The 20,912-nt window shown below is 69.5% G+C and carries 16 protein-coding genes; 7 read left to right on the top strand and 9 right to left on the bottom strand.

Annotated elements, in window-relative coordinates:
* Window positions 1–298: 298 nt before the first annotated feature.
* Entirely contained in the window at window positions 299–2,182 is a 1,884-nt protein-coding gene (locus tag FZ025_RS16685) for an ABC transporter ATP-binding protein (RefSeq protein ID WP_046979467.1), read from the top strand.
* 209 nt (window positions 2,183–2,391) lie between these two features.
* A complete protein-coding gene (locus FZ025_RS16680) occupies window positions 2,392–3,171 on the top strand; it encodes a ferredoxin--NADP reductase (protein ID WP_046979468.1) in 780 nt (259 codons plus the stop codon).
* Between the two features lie 116 nt (window positions 3,172–3,287).
* Here the strand turns inward: FZ025_RS16680 and FZ025_RS16675 are convergent, their stop codons facing one another.
* Both FZ025_RS16675 and FZ025_RS16670 read right to left on the bottom strand, forming a co-directional pair.
* Window positions 3,288–3,779, bottom strand: coding sequence for a glutathione peroxidase (locus FZ025_RS16675; protein WP_046979469.1), 492 nt, complete (start codon window positions 3,777–3,779; stop codon window positions 3,288–3,290).
* A 4-nt stretch (window positions 3,780–3,783) separates the two neighbouring features.
* Window positions 3,784–5,826 (bottom strand): amidohydrolase family protein, encoded by a 2,043-nt coding sequence (locus tag FZ025_RS16670; RefSeq protein ID WP_046979470.1) that lies wholly within the window; start codon window positions 5,824–5,826, stop codon window positions 3,784–3,786.
* A gap of 208 nt (window positions 5,827–6,034) precedes the next feature.
* On the opposite strand from FZ025_RS16670, the gene FZ025_RS16665 reads away from it, so the two are divergent.
* Complete coding sequence (locus FZ025_RS16665; protein WP_046979471.1) at window positions 6,035–8,236, top strand: M3 family metallopeptidase; 2,202 nt, start codon at window positions 6,035–6,037, stop codon at window positions 8,234–8,236.
* A gap of 60 nt (window positions 8,237–8,296) precedes the next feature.
* On the opposite strand, the gene FZ025_RS16660 is transcribed toward FZ025_RS16665, so the two are convergent.
* The 4 genes from FZ025_RS16660 to FZ025_RS16645 all read right to left on the bottom strand — a co-directional run bounded on the left by FZ025_RS16660 (window position 8,297) and on the right by FZ025_RS16645 (window position 11,467).
* Entirely contained in the window at window positions 8,297–8,794 is a 498-nt protein-coding gene (locus FZ025_RS16660; RefSeq protein WP_046979472.1) for a MarR family winged helix-turn-helix transcriptional regulator, read from the bottom strand.
* A 75-nt stretch (window positions 8,795–8,869) separates the two neighbouring features.
* Window positions 8,870–9,976, bottom strand: coding sequence for a cyclopropane fatty acyl phospholipid synthase (cfa, locus tag FZ025_RS16655; RefSeq protein ID WP_386269866.1), 1,107 nt, complete (start codon window positions 9,974–9,976; stop codon window positions 8,870–8,872).
* 286 nt (window positions 9,977–10,262) lie between these two features.
* Window positions 10,263–11,081, bottom strand: coding sequence for an RsiV family protein (locus FZ025_RS16650; RefSeq protein ID WP_046978442.1), 819 nt, complete (start codon window positions 11,079–11,081; stop codon window positions 10,263–10,265).
* Between the two features lie 98 nt (window positions 11,082–11,179).
* Window positions 11,180–11,467: a GNAT family N-acetyltransferase gene (locus tag FZ025_RS16645; protein ID WP_046978433.1), complete on the bottom strand. Its 288-nt coding sequence runs from the start codon at window positions 11,465–11,467 to the stop codon at window positions 11,180–11,182.
* A gap of 297 nt (window positions 11,468–11,764) precedes the next feature.
* Here FZ025_RS16645 and FZ025_RS16640 point away from each other — a divergent pair, with 297 nt between their 5' ends.
* The gene (locus FZ025_RS16640) at window positions 11,765–11,965 is read left to right on the top strand and encodes a hypothetical protein (RefSeq protein ID WP_046978434.1); all 201 of its coding nucleotides are present in this window, start codon (window positions 11,765–11,767) and stop codon (window positions 11,963–11,965) included.
* A 106-nt stretch (window positions 11,966–12,071) separates the two neighbouring features.
* On the opposite strand, the gene FZ025_RS16635 is transcribed toward FZ025_RS16640, so the two are convergent.
* Window positions 12,072–12,707, bottom strand: coding sequence for a rhomboid family intramembrane serine protease (locus tag FZ025_RS16635; RefSeq protein ID WP_046978435.1), 636 nt, complete (start codon window positions 12,705–12,707; stop codon window positions 12,072–12,074).
* A gap of 9 nt (window positions 12,708–12,716) precedes the next feature.
* Window positions 12,717–14,273, bottom strand: a complete 1,557-nt coding sequence (locus FZ025_RS16630) for a POT-type proton-dependent oligopeptide transporter (RefSeq protein WP_046978436.1) — start codon at window positions 14,271–14,273, stop codon at window positions 12,717–12,719.
* Window positions 14,274–14,452: 179 nt separating this feature from the next.
* On the opposite strand from FZ025_RS16630, the gene FZ025_RS16625 reads away from it, so the two are divergent.
* The 3 genes from FZ025_RS16625 (at window position 14,453) to FZ025_RS16615 (ending at window position 20,274) form a co-directional block, all read left to right on the top strand.
* Window positions 14,453–16,225 (top strand): M14 family metallopeptidase, encoded by a 1,773-nt coding sequence (locus FZ025_RS16625; RefSeq protein WP_046978437.1) that lies wholly within the window; start codon window positions 14,453–14,455, stop codon window positions 16,223–16,225.
* A 79-nt stretch (window positions 16,226–16,304) separates the two neighbouring features.
* The gene (locus FZ025_RS16620) at window positions 16,305–19,286 is read left to right on the top strand and encodes a glycoside hydrolase family 3 C-terminal domain-containing protein (protein ID WP_104557903.1); all 2,982 of its coding nucleotides are present in this window, start codon (window positions 16,305–16,307) and stop codon (window positions 19,284–19,286) included.
* A gap of 64 nt (window positions 19,287–19,350) precedes the next feature.
* Window positions 19,351–20,274 carry an endonuclease/exonuclease/phosphatase family protein gene (locus FZ025_RS16615; RefSeq protein WP_244292392.1) on the top strand — a complete coding sequence of 308 codons (924 nt, stop codon included), beginning with the start codon at window positions 19,351–19,353 and terminating at the stop codon, window positions 20,272–20,274.
* A gap of 24 nt (window positions 20,275–20,298) precedes the next feature.
* Here the strand turns inward: FZ025_RS16615 and FZ025_RS16610 are convergent, their stop codons facing one another.
* The gene (locus FZ025_RS16610; RefSeq protein WP_244292542.1) at window positions 20,299–20,865 is read right to left on the bottom strand and encodes a response regulator; all 567 of its coding nucleotides are present in this window, start codon (window positions 20,863–20,865) and stop codon (window positions 20,299–20,301) included.
* Window positions 20,866–20,912: the final 47 nt, after the last annotated feature.

The raw sequence follows: 20,912 nt of genomic DNA, 5'->3' as shown, positions 1-20,912 counted from the left end.
GTCGGCAAGGCCCGTCGCGACTGAAGTCGCACACAAGGAGGACGCCAGGCCGTGCAGTGGACTACACCACTGGCTATCGCCGGAACGCTGCGGATTGCCTGAGCAGCAGTCGTTCGGCATGCCCTTGTAGGAACGACTCCAGGTGTCCTCAGGCCATCGGTGGCGACATGCCTTACCGGCCTAATGCATTGCAGGCAGGTGCAACCGCGAACTAGCCATCACGCCTGCACACCGACCTTGGCGCCTGCGCGCCGCCCAAACACTCCCCGCGCACGCCCGGCCCCGGCACAATGCACGGATGGCCTCTTCTCCTGCTTCCCATGGCGCCGCATCGCCCGCGCCTCGTACCGGCCCCAGCCTGCGCGAGCGCTTCGATGCGATGCGCAACCTGCCGCCGTTCCTGCGCCAGATCTGGCAGACCAGCCGCTGGCTGACGCTCACCAGCATCGGCCTGCGCGTGCTGCGCGCGCTGATCCCGGTGGCCTCGCTGTACATCGGCAAGCTGATCATCGACGAGGCGATCCACCTGGTCGGGCAGTCGCCCAGCGTTACCTCGTTCGGCCAGGCGCTGGCCAGTGGGCGGCTGCAGCGGCTGCTGGAATTGCTGGCGTTGGAACTGGCGCTGGCGATCGGCTCGGACCTGCTCGGGCGGCTGGTCAGTTATGCCGACACGCTGCTGTCGGAGCTGTTCAACAACGTCACCAGCGTGCAGCTGATGGAGCATGCCGCGCAGCTGGACCTGGAGGATTTCGAAGACCCCGAGCAGCAGGACAAACTCGACCGCGCGCGGCGCCAGACCATGGGCCGGATGAACCTGATGAGCCAGTTGTTCGGCCAGGTGCAGGACGCGATCACCGTGGTCGGCTTCGCGATCGGCCTGCTGGTCTATGCGCCCTGGCTGATCCTGCTGCTGGCGCTGGCGCTGGTGCCGGCCTTCGTCGGCGAGGCGCATTTCAATGCGCTGGGCTATTCGCTCAACTTCCAGTGGACGTCGGAACGGCGCCAGCTCGACTACCTGCGCCAGGTCGGCGCCAGCGTCGAGACCGCCAAGGAAGTGAAGATCTTCAATCTGCACAGCTTCCTGATCGCGCGCTACCGGGCGCTGGCCGAGCGCTTCTTCCAGGCCAACCGCGCGCTGGCGCGCAAGCGCATGCTGTGGGGCACGCTGCTGGCGGCGTTGGGCACGCTGGGCTATTACGCGGCCTATGGCTACATCGCCTGGCGCACGGTGCGCGGCGATTTCAGCATCGGCGACCTGACCTTCCTGGCCGGCAGCTTCCTGCGCCTGCGGCAGTTGCTGGAAGGGCTGCTGATCGGCTTTTCGCAGGTGGCCGGACAGGCGCTGTACCTGGACGATCTGTATTCGTTCTTCCGCATCGTGCCGGAGATCCGCACCCGCCCCGGCGCGGTGCCGGTGCCGGTGCCGATCGTGCGCGGCTTCGTGTTCGAGAACGTCGGGTTCCGCTATCCGGACGCCGAGCAATGGGCGGTGCGGCACCTGGACTTCGCGCTGCGCGCCGGCGAGGTGCTGGCCCTGGTCGGCGAGAACGGCGCCGGCAAGACCACCCTGGTCAAGCTGCTGGCGCGGCTGTACGACCCGGACGAGGGCCGCATCCTGCTCGACGGCCGCGACCTGCGCGACTACGACCTGGACGAGTTGCGCGCCAACCTGGGGGTGATCTTCCAGGACTTCGTGCGCTACCACCTCAGCGCCGGCGAGAACATCGGCGTCGGCCGGGTCGATTCGATGCGCGATGCGACGCGGATCCGCGCCGCCGCGCAGCGGGCGATGGCCAGCGCGTTGATCGAGGGTCTGCCGCACGGCTACGAGCAGTTGATCGGACGCCGCTTCAAAAGCGGCGTGGACCTGTCCGGCGGGCAGTGGCAGAAGATCGCGATCGCGCGCGCCTACATGCGCGATGCGCAGGTGATGATCCTCGACGAACCGACCGCGGCGCTGGACGCACGCAGCGAGTTCGAGGTGTTCCAGCGCTTCAAGGAGCTGTCCGACAACCGCACCGCGGTGCTGATCTCGCACCGCTTCTCCAGCGTGCGCATGGCCGACCGCATCCTGGTCCTGGCCGGCGGCCAGATCGAGGCCAGCGGCACCCATGCCGAACTGATGGCGCAGCGCGGGCGCTACGCGGAGCTGTTCGAACTGCAGGCGGCTGGGTATCGTTGAGCCTGACCAGCCCTTCGGATCCGCCATGCTGCGACGCCTCCTGCCTTGCTTGCGCCACGCTGGCGTTCCCCGCGGCCGCGGCCGACCACGAACTGGCGTTCGCTGAAGTGGCGCACGCCGGGGATGAACCTGCGCAAATGAGATTCCTTCTCATTTGCGCCAGCATGGGGTAGAATGGCCGCCGCTCCTTCCCCATCACGATCAACGGCATGTCCTCTGCTTTCGGCCCCGAAACGGTGCTCGACGTCCGTCACTGGACCGACGACTACTTCAGCTTCACCACCACCCGCAACGAAGGCTTCCGCTTCGACAACGGCCAGTTCGTGATGATCGGCCTGGAGACGCAGACGCGGCCGCTGCTGCGCGCCTACTCCATCGCCAGCGCCAACTGGGAAGAGCGGCTGGAGTTCTTCAGCATCAAGGTGCCGGACGGCCCGCTGACCTCGCGCCTGCAGCACATCCAGCCGGGCGACTCGGTCCTGGTCGGCAAGAAGCCCACCGGCACCCTGCTGATCAGCGACCTGCACCCGGGCCGGCACCTGTATCTGCTGGGCACCGGCACCGGCCTGGCGCCGTGGCTGTCGGTGATCAAGGACCCGGAAACCTACGAGCGCTTCGACAAGGTGATCCTGACCCACGGCGTGCGTTTCGAAAAAGACCTGGCCTACCGCGACTACCTCGAGCACGCGCTACCGCAGCACGAGTTCCTCGGCGAGACCATCCGCGACAAGCTGCTGTACTACCCGGCGGTGACCCGCGAGGACTTCCGCAACCGCGGCCGCCTCACCGAACTGCTGGAAAGCGGGCAGATGCAGCAGACCCTGGGCCTGCCGCCGCTGGACCCGGGATACGACCGGGCGATGATCTGCGGCAGCCCGCAGATGCTGGCCGACCTGCGCCAGACCCTGGACGCGCGCGGCTTCGTCGCCTCCTCGCGGATCGGCACGCCGGGCCACTACGTGTTCGAGCGCGCGTTCGTCGAGAAGTAGCGCGGCGGCGCGGAAACAGCGTACTCGCGCTGCAGGCAGATCCGCAGGCGATCCCTTGTGGGAGGGGTTGAAACCCCTCCCACAAAAAAGCCGATCGCAGCGCGCACCGCTTCCGCTCAGCCCAATGCACGCTCGATGTCCGCCGCCAGCGCTTCCGGCTTGTCGGTCGGCGCGTAGCGCGCCAGCACACGGCCGTCGCGGCCGACCAGGAACTTGCTGAAGTTCCACTTGATCGCGGCGATGCCGAGCAACCCGGATTTCTGCTGCTTGAGCCATTGCCACAGCGGATGCGCGGCCTCGCCGTTGACCTGCACCTTGGCGAACATCGGGAAATCGACCTCGTAGGTCAGCGCGCAGAACCGCTTGATCTCGTTCGCGTTGCCGGGTTCCTGGTGGCCGAACTGATCGCAGGGGAAGCCGAGCACCACCAGCCCGCGCTCGCGGTACTGCCGCCACAGCGCTTGCAACCCGGCGTACTGCGGGGTGAAGCCGCACTTGGACGCGACGTTGACGATCAGCAGTACCTTGCCCGCGTAGTCGGCCAGCGGCTGCGGGCGGCCGTCGAGGTCGTCGGCGCTGAAGGCGTAGGCGGTGGTCGGGGTGTCCATGCACTCAATCCTCGACGGTGGCGATGCGCGCGGGCGCGGCGAACGGTTCGATGCCCAGCGCCGCGTAGACTTCGCTGGGGTAGTACGCGGTGCCCTGCTTGACCACCAGCGCGACCTTGCGCAGGTCGGCGATGTCGCGGGTCGGGTCGCCGTCGACCAGGATCAGGTCGGCGCGCTTGCCCGGCGCGATCGAGCCGCGGCTGTCCAGCGTGCGCGAATACTTGGCGCCGTTCCAGGTCGCCACCTGCAACGCCTGCGCCGGGGTCAGCCCGGCCTGCACGTACAGCGCGATCTCGCGCTGCAGGGTGAAGCCGGGGGTGGCGTCGGTGCCGGCCACCAGCGGCACGCCGGCGCGGTACAGGCGCCCGACGAAGGCCACCATCTTCTCGTAGGAACGGGTGTACAGCGCCGCAGTGGCGTCGTCGGGAATGTCGAACTCGGCCGCGCGCAGCCCGCGCTGCACGTCCGGCGGCAGATGCCCGGCGACCGCGGCATAGGCCTGCGACAGCTCGCCCGGGCGCTGGCGGATGAAGTCGAAAGTGGCCACGGTCGAATCGATGACGATCTGCCGCCTGGCCAGTTCCTGCACGAACGCCTGCACCGGCGCCGAGTCGAAATCCAGCTCGGCGGTGCGCTTGGCCGGCAGGTAGAAACGCTCCAGCGTGCGCGTATCGGTGTCGTGGGTGGCGTAGAAGTTCAGCAGCACCTGGTTGATGTGCTGGATCTCGTCGTAGCCCTGCTCCACCGCCTCATGCGCGAGCATGTGCACGGGAATGTGTCCGCTCACGCGCAGGCCCTTGGCGTGCGCGTAGGCGGCGGTGTCGCGCAGCAGCGCCTGCGGAAACGAGTTGTAGATCTTGATGCCGACGTAGCCGTGCGCGGCATACCAGTCGACCGCTGCGTTGGCCTGCGCCTGGGTGCTGATCACGAAGCCGTTGCGCGCCGCCATCGGGCTCTCGCCCTCCAGGAAGCCGCAGGCGACCAGGCTCGGCATCAGCAACTGGCCGGCGCGTTCTTCCTGCATCACCTGCTGCAGCGTGGCGTTGTCGTTGCCCATGTCGCGCACGGTGGTGACGCCGGCGGCCAGGTGCAGGCCGCCGTCCCAGCGGCCGACATGGCCGTGCATGTCGAACAGGCCGGGCAGCAGCACCCGCCCCTGCGCATCGACCACCTGCTGCGCCGGTGCCGGCACGCTGCCGATGGCGGTCACCGAGACGATCTTGCCGTCGCGCAGCAGCACGTCGGAGGCGGTGCCGAGCGTGGCGTGCTCGCTGTCGAACACGCGCGCGTTGCGGATCAGCGTGGTGCCGGGCAAGGGATGCGCCAGGCGCTGTTGCAGGTCGACCAGGGCGGTGGCTTCGGCCTGCTTCTGCGCCGCCTCCAGCGCGTCGGCGTCCTTTTCGTAGCCGGTCTCGATCAGCTGCATCCAGCCGGGTGCGATGAACGCGAACAGGCGCGGCGCAGCGCCGATGCTGAGCCAGGCGAAGATGGGGGTGAAGCCGACCCCGGTCAGCGCCACCAATTGCACCGTGCGCGCGCTGTTGCCCTGGCCGACCTGCGCCTGCTGCAGCTTGCGCAGGGTCAGCGTGCCGCTGGGGATCAACGGCAGCTTGCCGTCGGCGCGGCGGCTCAGCGCGGTCACCGCCGCCGAGGTCGCCGCCGGGGTGCCGCCGAGCGGCCAGTACTGTGCGCCGCCGGTCACGCGCCGCTCGCCCTGGTCGGACGTGGACTTCCACTGCACGCGCTCGCCGTCGCGGCTGAAGCGCTCGTCCACCGGCGCGCCGAAGGTGGAGCTGCCCTGCACCTGGTAGGTCTTGAAGGTGCCATCGGCGGCCAGCGTGTACTGCTCCTTCAGCTCCGGGCCGCGGCCGTTGTCCTTGAACACGAAGTCGACCCGGGTGATGCCGTCGTCGCCGACGCTGACGCTCTGCTGCCCGGCCTGCTTGCCGCCGTCCACCAGCACCACGTAGTGCAGCGTCTGCGCCGACCACGCCGGCGCCGCCCATGCCGCGCACGCGGCCACGCACAAGCCGAACATCGCTTTCATCGGTTCTCCCCGCGGCCGGCGGCCGTCTTCACGCAATGGCAGTGCTCTGCATCGGTCAGGCGCTATAGGATGCCGCCGCCGCGGCGAAGGCACGCGCGTCCGCAGCATGCGTCCCGGCGGGCGAAAAGGCCCATGGCTTTAGTCACGGGCCGCAGGCGCCGCGCTGCGGTAGCCTGCATGGTCCAACCTTATCGCTGGATACCGCTGGATGACCACCCGCCTCGCCCTCGCGCTCGCCGCCACGCTCGGACTGTCCATGCCTGCCTATGCCAACGCCGTCACGCCCGCCACCGCGCAAGCGGCCACGCAGGCCAATCCGTTCTTCGCCGAAAGTCCGCTGCCGCTGCACTACCCGCAGTTCGACCGGATCGAGGACAGCGACTTCGCCCCGGCCTTCGACGCCGGCATGGCGCAGCAACTGAAGGAAGTGGAGGCGATCGCCAACCAGAAGGCCAAGCCGAGTTTCGACAACACCATCGTGGCGATGGAGCAGAGCGACCAGGTCCTGGATCGCGCGACCACGGTGTTCTTCAACCTGGTCGGCGCCGACACCAACGACGCGCGCAAGCAGTTGCAGGCCGAATACGCGGGCAAGTTCGCCGCGCACCGCGACGCGATCTCGCTCAATCCCCGGCTGTTCGCGCGCATCCAGGCGCTGTACGCCACCCGCGACCAGCTCGGCCTGGACGCGCAGGGCGTGCGCCTGGTGGAGAAGTACTACAGCGATTTCGTGCGCGACGGCGCCAAGCTCGGCGATGCCGACAAGACCAGGCTCAAGGCGATGAACGCCGAGCTGGCCAAGCTCGGCACCCAGTTCAGCCAGAACGTGCTGGCCGAGGTGAATGCCGCCGCCGTGGTGGTGGACGACGTCAAGCAGCTCGACGGCCTGTCCGAGGCGCAGATCGCGGCCGCAGCCGAAGCGGCCAAGGCGCGCAAGCTCGACGGCAAGTACGTGATCGCGCTGCTCAACACCACCGGCCAGCCGCCGCTGAGCCAGCTCAAGGACCGCGCGCTGCGGCAGAAGATCCACGAAGCCTCGGTGGCGCGCGGCAGCCATGGCGGCCAGTACGACACCACCGCGCTGGTGTCGCGGATCATGCGCCTGCGCGCCGAACGCGCCAAGCTGCTGGGCTACCCGAACCACGCCGCCTACTCGCTGGAAGACCAGACCGCCAAGACCCCGGAAGCGGTCAACGCGATGCTCGGCAAGCTGGCCCCGGCCGCGGTCGCCAACGCCAGGCGCGAGGCCGCCGACCTGCAGGCGATGATCGACCAGGAACAAAAAGCGGCCGGCAAGCCGAGCTTCACCCTCGCCGCCTGGGACTGGGCCTACTACACCGAGAAGGTGCGCCAGGCCAGGTACGCCTTCGACGAGGCCCAGCTCAAGCCCTACCTGGAGCTGAAGAACGTGCTGGAAAACGGCGTGTTCTATGCCGCCAACCAGGAATACGGGCTGAGCTTCAAGCAGCGCACCGACCTGCCGACCTACCGCGACGACCTGCTGGTCTACGACGTGTTCGACGCCGACGGCCAGCAACTGGCGATCTTCATCGCCGACATGTACGCGCGCGAATCCAAGCGCGGCGGCGCGTGGATGAATTCCTACGTGTCGCAGTCGGCGCTGACCGGCTACAAGCCGGTGGTCGCCAACCACCTCAACATTCCCAAGCCGCCGGCCGGCCAGCCCACGTTGCTGACCTGGGACGAGGTCACCACCGCGTTCCACGAGTTCGGCCACGCCCTGCACGGCATGTTCTCCGACGTGAAGTACCCGTACTTCTCCGGCACCAGCGTGCCGCGCGACTTCGTCGAGTTCCCCTCGCAGGTCAACGAGATGTGGGCGGACGATCCGGCCATCCTCAAGCACTACGCCAAGCACTACCAGACCGGCGCGCCGATGCCGCAGGCCTTGCTGGACAAGGTGGTGGCCGCGGCCACGTTCAACCAGGGCTTCGCCACCACCGAGTACCTGGGCGCGGCGATGCTCGACCAGCGCTGGCACCAGCTCGGCGCCGGCCAGGTGCCGCCGGCGGCGGGGGTGATGGACTTCGAGGCCAAGGCGCTGGCCGCCGACGGCATCGCCTACGCGCCGGTGCCGCCGCGCTACCGCACGCCCTACTTCAGCCACATCATGGGCGGCTACGCGGCCGGCTACTACGCCTACATCTGGTCCGAAGTGCTGGACGCCAACACCCAGCAGTGGTTCAAGCAGCACGGCGGGCTCAGCCGCGCCAACGGCGACCGCTTCCGCCAGACCCTGCTCTCGCGCGGCGGCAGCGTCGATGCGATGCAGCTGTTCCAGGATTTCGCCGGGCACGCGCCGAAGATCGAGCCGTTGCTGGAAAAGCGCGGGCTGACCCCGGGCGGCGGCGACGGCGCCCTGCCGCAGACGCCGGCCGGCAAGGACTGAGCCGCCAGGCACAGCGCCGCTGCCGCAACCTGCGCTTGCCGCCACCGGCAAGCGCCATCGTCAGCCGGCGCGGTCGACGCTGTCGAGCATCTTCTTGAGCAGCCGCTCCAGCTGCAGTTGTTCGCCCTCGTCCAGGCCCACGGTCTCGGCATCGAGCAAACTGCACACGTCCGGCAACAAGCGTTCGATCAACGCCAGCCCCGCCGGCTGCAGGGTCAGGGTGACCTTGCGCCGGTCCTCGGGGCTGGCCGCACGCAGCAGCAGGCCCTTGCCGCACAGACTGTCGGTGAGGCGGGTGATGTTGGCCGGCTTCTCGACCGCGGCCTCGGCCACTTCGGTCGGGGTGATGCACTGCCCGGGCGTGCCGTACAGCATCATCAGGATCTCGTACTCCGGCGGGCTGATGCCGTAGGCCTTGAGCAACATGCAGGCATTGGCGTGGATGCGCTTGTACAGGTGCTTGAGCAGCCTGACCAGGATGGCGGGCTCGCGCGGGAAGGCGGGGTAGCGCTCGCAGGTGTGCGCCACGCGTCGCTCGGTCTGATCGAAACTTCCCATGGGGGGTGGGATCGCATTTGGGTCGGGATCGCCAATGCTACCCACTGTCGCACCGCGCCGGCGGCCGCGCGCCGCTCAACGCGGTGCGCGGTAGGCCTCCCGTACACCTTCGGGCGACAGCAGCAGCTGCCACAGCTGCGCGCGGCGGCAGCGGAAGGTGGCCATCGATCCGGCCAGATAGAAACGCCACATGCGCCGGAAGCGCGCGTCGTAGCGCTGCGGATCCAGCCGTGGCCAGGCCGCCTCGACGTTGTCGCGCCAGGCTTGCAGGGTGCGGTCGTAGTCGGTGCCGAAGTTGTGCCAGTCCTCGCACACGAAGCGGCCTTCCAGCGCCGCGGCCAGCTGCGTGGCCGACGGCAGCATCGAATTGGGGAAGATGTAGCGCGCGATCCACGGATCGGTGCGGTGCCGCGACACGTTGCTGCCGATGGTATGCAGCAGGAACAGCCCGTCCGCGCGCAGGCAATGCCGCACCCGCTCGATGTAGCGGCGGTAGTTCTTGTCGCCGACATGCTCGAACATGCCGATCGAGAAGATCGCGTCGAAACGCTCGTCGACCTCGCGGTAGTCCTGCAGGCGGATCTCGATCGGCAGGCCGCGGCACAACTGCCGCGCGTAATCGGCCTGGGCCTGCGACACGGTGACGCCGACGCCGGCCACGCCGTAGCGCTCGGCGGCGAACTTCAGCGCCTCGCCCCAGCCGCAGCCGATGTCCAGCACGCGCATGCCCGGGCGCAGCCGCAGCTTGCGGCAGACCAGGTCCAGCTTGGCCTCCTGCGCCGCGTCCAGGTCGTCGGCGGCGGCCCAGTAGCCGCAGCTGTAGACCAGGCGGCGGCCGAGCATCGCCTGGTACAGGTCGTTGCCCAGATCGTAGTGGCGACGGCCGACCTCGTAGCTGCGCTGCCCGCGCTGCAGGTTGAACAGGCGCGCGCGCAGCGCATGGGCCAGGTCGGCGAGGCCGTGCACGCGCCGCTCCAGCTCCGCGTCGATCAGCCGCGCCAGCAACGCGTCCAGGGCCGGCGCATCCCACCAGCCGTCCATGTAGCTTTCGCCCAGGCCCAGCGACCCTTGCGCCAGCACCCGCGCGTAGAAACGCGGATCGTGCACCGCGATGTCGTGGGCGCGCCCACCGCCCACGCGCACGTCGGCGCTGGCGAGCAGATCGACGACACGGCGCTGCAGCGGCCCGGCCACGCCCACCCCGCTAGGGCCTGCCAACGCGATCGGGACAGGCCACGTTGCCGCGCGCGGCGCCCAGGCGGCCGTGCGTGGCGCCGCGGCAGGCCGGCCTGTCCAAGCCGCGCGCGGCCGCCTGGGTGCCGCACACGGCAACCCGCAGGGCCGCGCCTGGGCGCGCACGAGGCGGCGTCATCGCCCGGTCGCTTATCGACATACGTTCCATCCTTCTTCCTTGCCCCGCGCGCGCAAGCGCGGCGTGGCCTATCCCGATCGCAGATTAGTATAGGTCCTACGGAGCGAACAGCTCCGCGTATTCCGGCGCCACCAGGCCGCGCAGCACGCTGGCCGGGACGTCCACCGACTGCGTGCCATCGGAATACGGTCCCACCTGGTACGGCGGGAACACGAAGCGCAACGCCACGATCTTGCCGGCGGCGTCGACCAGGGGCTGGAACTGGCTGAAGTTCTCCGCTTGCGGCTCGGTCCCTTCGGCGATCATCTTATCGGCGCTGCGGACCTGTTCGTCGTGGTCCTCCGGCGGCAGCTGCTCGGCATCCACCCGCGCCTGCAGCGTCTGGCGCAGCTGCGTGGCGACGTAGTCGGCCACCTGCGCCCAGCCCTTGGGATCGGGGATCAGCGCGGCGGCGGTGAGCATGCGCTGCTGCGGCGGCAGCCACACGAAGCGCGCCACCAGCGGTTCGCCGTGGGCGCCGCCGGTATAGCGGCTGCCGTCGGCGGCCACCGCCACCAGCTCGGGCCGCTCCAGCAGCATCCCGAACTGCAGCGACAGCTCGTAGGGCGCGCTGGGACGGTCGTTGCCGAGGCCGCCGACCGCCTCCATCAACTCGCCGCGCGCGGCCTGCGCGTAGCGGCCGACCGCCTCGGCCAGGCCCGGATAGCGGTTGAGCGCCGGCGGGAAGGTGATGCCGACCACGTAGCTGGGGTTGTGTTCGATCACGTCCTTCAGTTCCGCCGGCGCCGGCGCCGCGGCGGCGGCGGCGGGCGCCGGAGCCGGCGCCGGTTCGGCGGCCGGCGCAGCGGCCTCGCGCTTGCACCCTGCCACGGCCAACGTCGCCGCCAATGCCAGCGCCGTCCACCACCACGGAATGTTCTGCCCCGTCTGTACCCTGTGCCTCACGTCCACTCCCCCTGTGTCCTGCATCTGTGTGATGCGCAATTATCGCGCCGTCGCTGCATCGTGCGCACTCAGCCGAGCACGTCGGCATATTCGGGATGGCGCTGCACGAACAGCGCCGCATACGAACAGGCCGGGACCACCTTCAAGCCCTGCGCCCGCGCATGCTCCAGCGCCGCGGTCACCAGCCGTGCCGCCAGCCCGCGGCCGCCGATCGCGGTCGGCACGCCGGTATGGGTGATGACCAGGCGCCCGTCCTGCATCAGGTAATCCAACTCGGCCTCGTGGCCGTCCAGCTGCAAGGTGAAGCGCTGCCGCTGCGGATCGTGTTCGATCGGGGGAAGGGACGCTGCGCTCATGGCCTGGCTCCTGCGACGGAGTGCTCAGTCTGGTCGGGCGCGCGCCGCGGCGGTGTGAAGCCGCGCGCCGCGCTGCGTCACCCGCAGCCGACGCGCTGCGTCACTTGCGGCCGGGGGCCGTGCCGGCGGACCACGATGTGCCCACCTGGCAGACGCGCGAATGGCCTGCGGCCCGCCCGGAAATGCCGGCAGCGCTAAAGTCCGCCGCGCGCGGCCGCTACCGACCGCATACCACCGTGGAAACCTGGCATTGGATTTGCTTACTCCATACAGGGCAACCGAACAGGGGCGAGGCGCATGAGCGACAACGAACAGATCCGGGGCGACCACGACGCGTCATTGCTGGAGGGGCTGTACCAACTGGTCGTGGGTGGTCACACCCAGGGCTGGGAATTCGATCAGCTCAACAGCGAGGTCTACGACCGGCTGAAGCAAACCTACGAGCACGCCGCCATCGGCAGCGCCCAGGTGCAGTTGCGCGGCCAGCAGGCCGCCTGAGCGAGCGCGACCCTGCGGCCCGCGACGCGGCCGACCCACCGCCAGGCGGCGCGCGCGCCTCGCACTGCGCATGCGCGCCGGCAGCGACGCGGCCCTCGCGCCGCCGCTAGCCGCGGCCGAAGCGCGGCTGCGCCAGCTGGCCGAGGAAGTGCTGCAGCACCGACGGCTCCATGATCAGCAGGAACATCACCCCGAACGCGGCGCCGGCCAGGTGCGCGCTGTGGTTGATGTTGTCGCCGCCGCGGCGGTCCATCCAGATGCTGTAGCCCACGTAGAACAGCGCGTACAGGATCGCCGGGATCGGGATCGGGATGAAGAAGAAATAGATCCCGGTCCACGGCGCCAGCAGGATGTAGGCGAACAGCACCGCCGAGACCGCGCCGGATGCGCCCAGGCTGAAGTAGTTCGGGTTCTTCTGGTTCTTCAGGTAGCTGGGCAGGATCGCCACCACCAAGGCCGCCAGGTAGAACAGCGGATAGGTCAGCAGGCTGCCGGTGAGCCGTTCCATCAACCGTTCGATCGGGCCGCCGAAGAAGTACAGCGTGATCATGTTGAACAGCAGATGCGGGAAATCGGCATGGATGAAGCCGTGGGTCAGCAGCCGGTCGTACTGCTTGTGCCGGTCGATCGCCGGCGGCCACAGGATCAGCCGGTCGAGCAGCTTGCGGTTGTTGAACGCCGCCCACGACACCAGCACGGTGAGCACGATCAGGATCAGATTGACGGGAGTGACGGACGGCATGCGGGGGCCTCAGGCGGTACGGTAATGATCGACCATGCGGTAACGGCGCGCGTACAGCCCGAACAACAGCGCGGCGACGCAGGCGAAGGCAGCGAAGAAGAACATCAGGAACGCGGTTTCGCTGAGCCCGGTACTGCCGATGTGCGCGGTGACGGTGTCGTTGCGCACCGCCGCGTTGGACAGCAGCACCCACAGGTTGCCGACCGTGGTGGTCAGGTTCCAGAAGCTCATCACCACGCCCTTCATCGATTGCGGCGCCTGGCTGTAGGCGAACTCCAGCCCGGTCGCCGACACCAGCACCTCGCCGAAGGTCAGCAGCGCATACGGCAGGATCTGCCAGGCGATGGACAGCGCGTCGCCGCCGTCCATGGCCACCTGCAGCGTGCCGACCATGATCCAGGCCAGGCCGCTGAAGGCGATGCCGGCGGTCATCCGCCGCAACGCGGTGGGCTCGTAGCCGCCGCGGCGCAGCAGCGGGTACAGCACCAGGTTGTTGAACGGGATCAACAGCATCACCAGCGCCGGATTCAGCGCCTGCATCTGCGAGGCGCTGAACCAGTCGGGCATCTGCATCTGCTGGCCCTGCAGCACCCAGGTCGAGGCCTTCTGGTCGAACAGCGAGAAGAACGGCGTCGCCAGCGCGAACACCACCAGCACCCGCAGCACCGCGCGCACGCCGCCCACCGCCGCGTCCGGATGCACCGCGCGGGCGCGCTCCAGCTGCCACCAGGTGCCGCCGCCGATGCCGGCCAGCAGCAACACCAGCGCCAGGCACAGGCAGATCACGCTGCCCAGCGTCGGCAGCAGCGCGAAACTGGCCAGCGCCAGCGCCACCGCGGCGGCGGCGAGCGCCAGGCCGGGACGCCCCTGGCCCGGCGCGCGCAGCAGCAGCGCGCTGCGCACCACCTGGGCGAAGCCATGCGGATCCTTCGGCGGCAGCGGCACGCGCACGTAGCGGCGGCGCCCGGCCCAGAACACCAGCGTGGCCACGAACATCAGGATCCCGGGAATGCCGAACGCCCAGGCCGGGCCGAGGTGCTTCAGCGCCAGCGGGATCAGTAGCGAGGCGAACAGCGAACCGAAGTTGATGATCCAGTAGAAGGCGTCGAACACCAGCTTGGCCAGGTGCTTGTTGGACTGGTCGAATTGGTCGCCCATGAACGAGGCCACCAGCGGCTTGATCCCGCCCGCGCCCAGCGCGATCAGCCCGAGCCCGACGAAGAAACCGCCGCGGCTACCCTCGAACAGCGCCAGGCAGGCATGGCCCGCGCAATAGACCAGGCTGAACCACAGGATGGTGGTGTACTTGCCGAAGAAGCGGTCGGCCAGCCAGCCGCCGAGCAGCGGGAAGAAATACACGCCGACCATGAAGCTGTGCATGATGTGCTTGGCCTCGGCCTCGCGGCCGGGCGCGGTCATCTCCTGCAGCAGCAGCGAGGTGATCAGGAACTGCACCAGGATGTTGCGCATGCCGTAGAAGCTGAAACGCTCGCAGGCCTCGTTGCCGATGATGTACGGGATCTGCCGCGGCATCCCCGCGCCGGCGTGTGCGCTGGCCGCACTCATCCGCAATTCCTCGTCGATGGTTCGCTCGTCACAGGCAGGCGTCCAGGCAAAATTTTCAGAAGGTTACCCGATCGTTCCGGGCGAATCGAACCATCCGCGATGGACGCGTCGGCATGCAGGTGCTTTCGCAATCGGCGCGCTGCACGCATCATGGGGGCCTACCCCGAGACGGTGCCGCAATGATCCGACCCTGGCTGGTCCCCTTCCTGCTGTCGATGCTGCTGTGCAGCATGCCATTGCTGGCCAGCGATGCGGGCCTGTCCACCGAGGCCGAACGCAGCGGTTTCGCCCGTACCGGCCGCTATGCCGAGACCATCGCGCTGTGCGAGGCATTCGCGCAGCGCTATCCGCAGGCGGTGCGTTGCTTCGACTTCGGCACCACGCCCGAGGGCCGGCCGATGAAGGCGCTGGCGGTGTCCACCTCCGGCGCGCTGGATGCCGCAACGGCGCAAGCGCGCAAATTGCCGGTGGTGCTGATCCAGGGCGGCATCCATGCCGGCGAGATCGACGGCAAGGACGCCGGCTTCCTGGCGCTGCGCCAGCTGCTCGACGGCCAGGCCGCGCGCGGCGCGCTGGACAGGCAGGTGTGGCTGTTCGTGCCGGTGTTCAACGTCGACGGCCACGAGCGCTTCGGCGCCTGGAACCGGCCCAACCAGCGCGGTCCCGAGCAGATGGGCTGGCGCACCACCGCGCAGAACCTCAACCTCAACCGCGACTACGTCAAGGCCGACGCGCCGGAGATGCAGGCGATGCTGCGCCTGGTCGAACAGTGGGATCCGCTGCTGTACGTGGACCTGCACGTCACCGACGGCGCGCAGTTCGAGCACGACGTGTCGGTACAGGTGGAACCGCTGCATGCCGGCGACGCCGCGCTGCGCGGCGACGGCCTGCGCCTGCGCGACGGCGTGCTCGCCGACCTGAAGCGGCAGGGCTCGCTGCCGTTGCCCTACTACCCCTCGTTCGTGGTCGACGACGATCCCGCCTCCGGCTTCGAGGACGGCGTGGCCACGCCGCGCTTCTCGCACGGCTATTTCCAGCTGCGCAACCGCTTCGGCATGCTGGTGGAAACGCATTCGTGGAAGCCCTATCCGCAGCGCGTGCGCATCACCCGCAACAGCATCGTCTCGGTGCTGCAGCAGGTGGCGCGCAACGGCAGCCGCTGGCGCGCCGACGCGCTGGCCGCCGACGCGCGCGCGCAACAGCTGGGCGGGCGCACGGTGACGCTGGACTACCGCACCACCGAACAGTCGCGCCTGGTGGATTTCCGCGGCTACGCCTATACCCGCACGCTGTCGCCGGTGTCCGGCGCGCTGATGACCCGCTACGACGAGCGCACCCCGCAGATGTGGCGCGTGCCGCTGCGCGACCAGATCGTGCCCAGCGTGGAAGTCGTGGCGCCGCGCGCCGGCTATCTGGTGCCGGCCGCGCAGGCCGCGCTGGTCGCGGCCAAATTGCGCCAGCACGGCATCGCTTTCCGCACGGTGGACGCGGACGCCACGCTGCCGGTGCAGACGTTCCGCGCCGACGATGCCAGCTTCGCCGCGCGCTCCTCCGAAGGCCACCAGCGGCTCACCGTGCAGGGCGCCTGGACACCCGAAACGCGCGCCATCGGCGCCGGCTCCCTGTTCGTGCCGATCGCCCAGCCCAAGGCGCGGCTGCTGATGGCCTTGCTGGAACCGCAGGCGCCGGACTCGCTGCTGCAATGGGGCGAGTTCAACAGCGCCTTCGAGCGCACCGAATACATGGAAGACTATGTGGCCGAGGACGTGGCGCGGCAGATGCTGGCCAGCGACCCGGCACTGAAGGCCGAATTCGAGGGCAAGCTCGAGCACGACGCCGACTTCGCCAAGGATCCGCGTGCGCGGCTGGAGTTCTTCCACCGCCGCCATTCCTCCTGGGATGCGCAGTACCGGCTGTATCCGGTAATGCGCAGCGACGAAGCGCCGTCCTAGCGCTGCACCTGGCTTTTCCCTCCCCTACTCCCCCCGATGCGAACTCCCTTCAGCTGCTAGAGAGGCCTTACGCCCCGCTATGAAAACGTTTTCAGGATTCCTTTGCCTGGCGCTCGCGCTGGCCTGGCCGGCCTTCGCCGCGCCTGCGCCCGCGACCGACAAGGACACCCCGACGCTCAGCGTGGTCACGCTGAACCTGTATCACGACAAGCTCGACTGGCCGACTCGGCGCACCCAGATCGTGCGGACGCTGCGCGAACTGCACCCGGACGCGATCGCGCTGGAAGAGGTGCTGCAGCACGACAAGCTGCCCAACCAGGCGCAATGGCTGGCCAAGCAGCTCGGCTACGCGTGGTACTTCACCAGCGTCGATCCGCCCGGCGCCGCGCAGCGCTACGGCAACGCGCTGCTGACCCGGCGCCCGATCCTGGCGCGCGAGCAGATCCGCCTGAACCCGCTCGACGACAGCCGCAGCGCCGGGCGCCTGCGCCTGGACGTGGACGGCCGCGCGGTCAATCTCTACGTCACCCACCTGCACTGGACGCAGGCCGGCGGTGCGCTGCGCGAACGCCAGCTGCAGGACCTGCTGGCCTGGGTCGAGAAGACCGCCGACGGCGCGCCGTCGCTGCTCGCCGGCGACTTCAATGCCAGCGCCGACGCGCCGGAACTGGCCGCGCTGCGCGGCGGTTTCGACGACAGCTACGGCAGCCTGCACGGCACCAGGGACGGCCGCGCCGACAGCACCTTGAACCCGAAGTTCAATCCGCCCAGGCGCATCGACCACGTGTTCTTCCAGCGCGAGCGCTTCGCGCCGGTGAGCAGCCGCATCCTGTTCCAGAAACCCGATGCGAACGGCGTGTGGGCCTCGGATCACTTCGGCCTGGTCAGCACCTTGCGCCTGGCGCCCAGCGCCACGGCCGACGCGCAACGCCCGTGGACCGATCGCGCGCTGGCGCCGGACCGCCGCGCCGCGTTGCTGGTGCAGGCGATGACCCCGGACGAGAAGTTCCAGATGCTGCACAGCTACTTCGGCCTGGGCAAGGACGGCGGCGCGCTGCCGCCCGGCGCGCTCGGCTCGGCCGGCTTCGTGCCGGCGATCGAGCGCCTGGGCATCGCCGCGCAGCAGCTGGCCGACGCCGGCGTCGGCGTGACCAATCCGGGCAACGTGCGCCGCGGCGATCACGCCACCGCGCTGCCGTCCGGCCCGGCCACCGCCGCCACCTGGAACCGCGACCTGGCCTTCGCCGGCGGCGCCACCATGGGCCGCGAGGCCTGGCAGCAGGGCTTCAACGTGCTGCTGGCCGGCAGCGTCAACCTGCAACGCGATCCGCGCAACGGCCGCAACTTCGAATACGCCGGCGAAGATCCGCTGCTGGCCGGGGTCATGGTCGGCGAATCGATCCGCGGCGTGCAGAGCCAGCGCGTGGTGTCGACGATGAAGCACTTCGCGATGAACGATCTGGAGACCGGGCGCAACACCCACAGCGCCGACATCGGCGAGCAGGCCATGCACGAATCGGACCTGCTGGCGTTCGAGCTGGCGCTGAAGATCGGCGAGCCCGGCTCGGTGATGTGTTCCTACAACCGCATCAACGGCATCTACGGCTGCGAGCACGACTACCTGCTCAACCAGGTGCTGAAGCAGGAATGGAAGTTCCCCGGCTACGTGATGTCCGACTGGGGCGGCGTGCACAGCGGCTCCAAGGCGGCGCTGGCCGGCCTGGACCAGCAGTCGGCCGGCGAAGTGTTCGACAAGGCGGTGTACTTCGACCAGCCGCTGCGCCTGGCGGTGGCCGGCGGCACGGTGCCGCAGGCGCGCCTGGACGACATGGTGCGGCGCATCCTGCGCGCCTTCATCGCCACCGGCAGCTTCGACCATCCGCCGCAGCGGCAGCCGATCGACGACGTCGCCGGCGGCGCGGCGGTGCAGAACGTGGTCGAGGAAGGCACGGTGCTGCTGCGCAACGAGCGCGACACGCTGCCGTTGCCGCGCACGCTGCGGCGCATCGCGGTGATCGGCGGGCATGCCGACAAGGGCGTGATCGGCGGCGGCGGCTCGTCGATGGTCGGCTTCACCGTCAACGGCGGCAACGCGGTGCCGGGGCTGGCCCCGACCACCTGGCCGGGTCCGGTGATGTTGCATCCGTCCTCGCCGCTGCAGGCATTACGCAAGGCCATGCCGGAGGCGCAGATCGACTACGCCAGCGGCGACGATGTAGCCGCCGCGGCCAGGCTCGCGCGCGGCGCCGAAGCGGTGATCGTGTTCGCCACGCAGTGGTCGGCCGAATCGGTGGACCTGCCCGACATCAAACTGCCCGGCAAGCAGGACGCGCTGATCGCGGCGATGGCCAAGGCCAATCCGCGCACGGTGGTGGTGCTGGAAACCAACGGCCCGGTGGCGATGCCGTGGCTGCAGCAGGTGCCGGCGGTGCTGGAAGCGTGGTACCCGGGCATCCGCGGCGGCGAAGCGCTGGCGCGGCTGTTGCTGGGCGAGGTCAATCCTTCCGGGCGCCTGCCGGTGACCTGGCTGCGCGACGTGGCGCAATTGCCGCGGCCGTCGATCCCGGGGCTGGGCTTCAAGCCGGCGCAACCGGCCGGCAGCAATGTCGACTACGCCATCGAAGGCGCCAACGTCGGCTACCGCTGGTTCGCCGCGCGCGGCCTGGATCCGCTGTACGCGTTCGGCCATGGGCTGTCCTACACCCGCTTCGACTATGCCAACCTGAGCGTGCAGGTGGACGGCAGCAGCGTGATCGCCAGCTTCGACGTGCGCAACAGCGGCGAACGCGAAGGCGCCGACGTGCCGCAGCTGTACCTGCGCCTGCCGCAGGGCCACCACACGCCGATCCGCCTGGTCGGCTGGGACAAGCTCACGCTCAAGCCCGGCGAAACCCGCCGCGTCAGCATCGTCGCCGAACCCAAGACCCTGGCCGACTACGATCCGGCGCAGCGCCAGTGGCGCATCGCCGCCGGCGACTACGCACTGGTGCTGGGCCGCTCGGCGACGCAAGCCGCGGCCAGCGTGCCGCTGCGTCTACAGGAAAGCGTGCTGCCGCGCTAGGAACCGCAGCGCCGCGTGTCCATGTACACGCGGCGCTGAAGCCGCACGTCCTAGCATCCAGCGCATGATGCGCACGACCGGGACCCCACGACGACGGCATCGCCTCGGCTGGCTGCTGCTGGCCCTGGTCGCGCATGCGGGCGCGCAGGCGCTGCCTGCCCACCTGCCGTCATCGGTGCCACCGCCGCTGCCGCCGCCTGCCCCCGCGGCCACGCTCAGCATGGTCAGCCTCAATCTCGAGCAGGACCGCAACGACTGGCCGGCGCGCCGCGTGCGCATCGTCGAGGCGCTGCAACGTCTGCAACCCGATGCGATCGCGCTGCAGGAAGTGCTGCAGACCGCGGAACTGCCGAACCAGGCGCAATGGCTGGCCGCGCAGCTTGGCTACCACTGCCATTTCATCAGCGCCGATCCGCCGAGCCGGCCGCAACGCCGCGGCAATGCGCTGCTGACCCGGCTGCCGGTGCTGGAGGAAGCGGAGACCTTATTGCATCCGTTCGAGGACTACAGCGTGGCCGGCCTGGTGCGCGTGGACCTGCACGGGCAGCCGGTGAACCTGTACTTCACCCGCCTGCATGCCGTGCGCGACGGCGGCGCCAGCCGCCGCGAACAGACCGACGACCTGATGGCGTGGATCGACGCCACCGCCGAAGGCGTGCCCTCGCTGCTCGCCGGCGGCTTCTTCGCCGCCGCCGACGCGCCGGAACTGGTGCCGCTGGCCGCGCGCTTCGGCGACAGCGACGCGCGCCTGCGCGGCACGCGTGGCGATGCGCTGCGCAACGGCCTGGATCCGCGCGTGTTCGCGCTGGCCGCGCAGGCCGACCATGTGTTCTTCGAACGCGGCCGCTTCCGTCCGCTGCGCAGCGCGCGCGTGCTGGAGCGGGCGCCGGGCGCGACCCGCGGCAGCGACCCGCGCGGCCTGCTGGTGGCGCTGCAACCGCTGGACACGCCGCCGGCCGAGGCCATGCCGCCGCTGCCGGTGCCCTGACCGCGCACACCGCGGCGCGTATTTTTACAGTTCGATGATGCCGCGCTTGACCGCGATCGCCACCGCATGGGTGCGGTCGCGCGCGCCGAGCTTGCACAGGATGTTCTTCATGTGCGCCTTGACCGTCTCCTCGGCGATCGACAGCAGCGCGGCGACGGCCTTGTTGGAATTGCCCGCGGCCACGCGCTGCAGCACCTGGATCTCGCGCGCGGACAGGCTGTCGCCGAGCAGGTGTTCGGCGATCCCCGCCGCCACTTCGGCCTGCACCTGGCGCCGGCCCTGGTGCACCGCGCGCACCGTGTCGACCAGTTCGCGGCGCAGCCCGCTCTTGAGCAGATAGCCGCTGGCGCCGGCTTCCAGCGCGCGCACCGCCTGCACGTCGCCGCGCGCGGCGGTGACCACCACGATCCGCGCCTGCGGGAATTCCTTGCGCAGGGCGACGATCACCTCGATGCCACCGAGGCCGGGCAGCTGCAGGTCCAGCAGCACCAGGTCCGGGCGCAGCGTGCGATAGGCCTGCAGCGCCTGCAGGCCGTCGCCGGCCTCGCCGACCAGCTGCAGGTCCGGCTGCGCGGCCAGCACCGCGGCCATGCCCTCGCGCAGCAGCGGATGGTCGTCGACGACGAGGATGCGGATCG

The sequence above is a fragment of the Xanthomonas hyacinthi genome, from assembly GCF_009769165.1.
Lineage (GTDB): Bacteria > Pseudomonadota > Gammaproteobacteria > Xanthomonadales > Xanthomonadaceae > Xanthomonas_A > Xanthomonas_A hyacinthi.
Note: the sequence above shows the minus strand (reverse complement) of the source record. Positions and strands in the feature narration are given on the sequence as shown.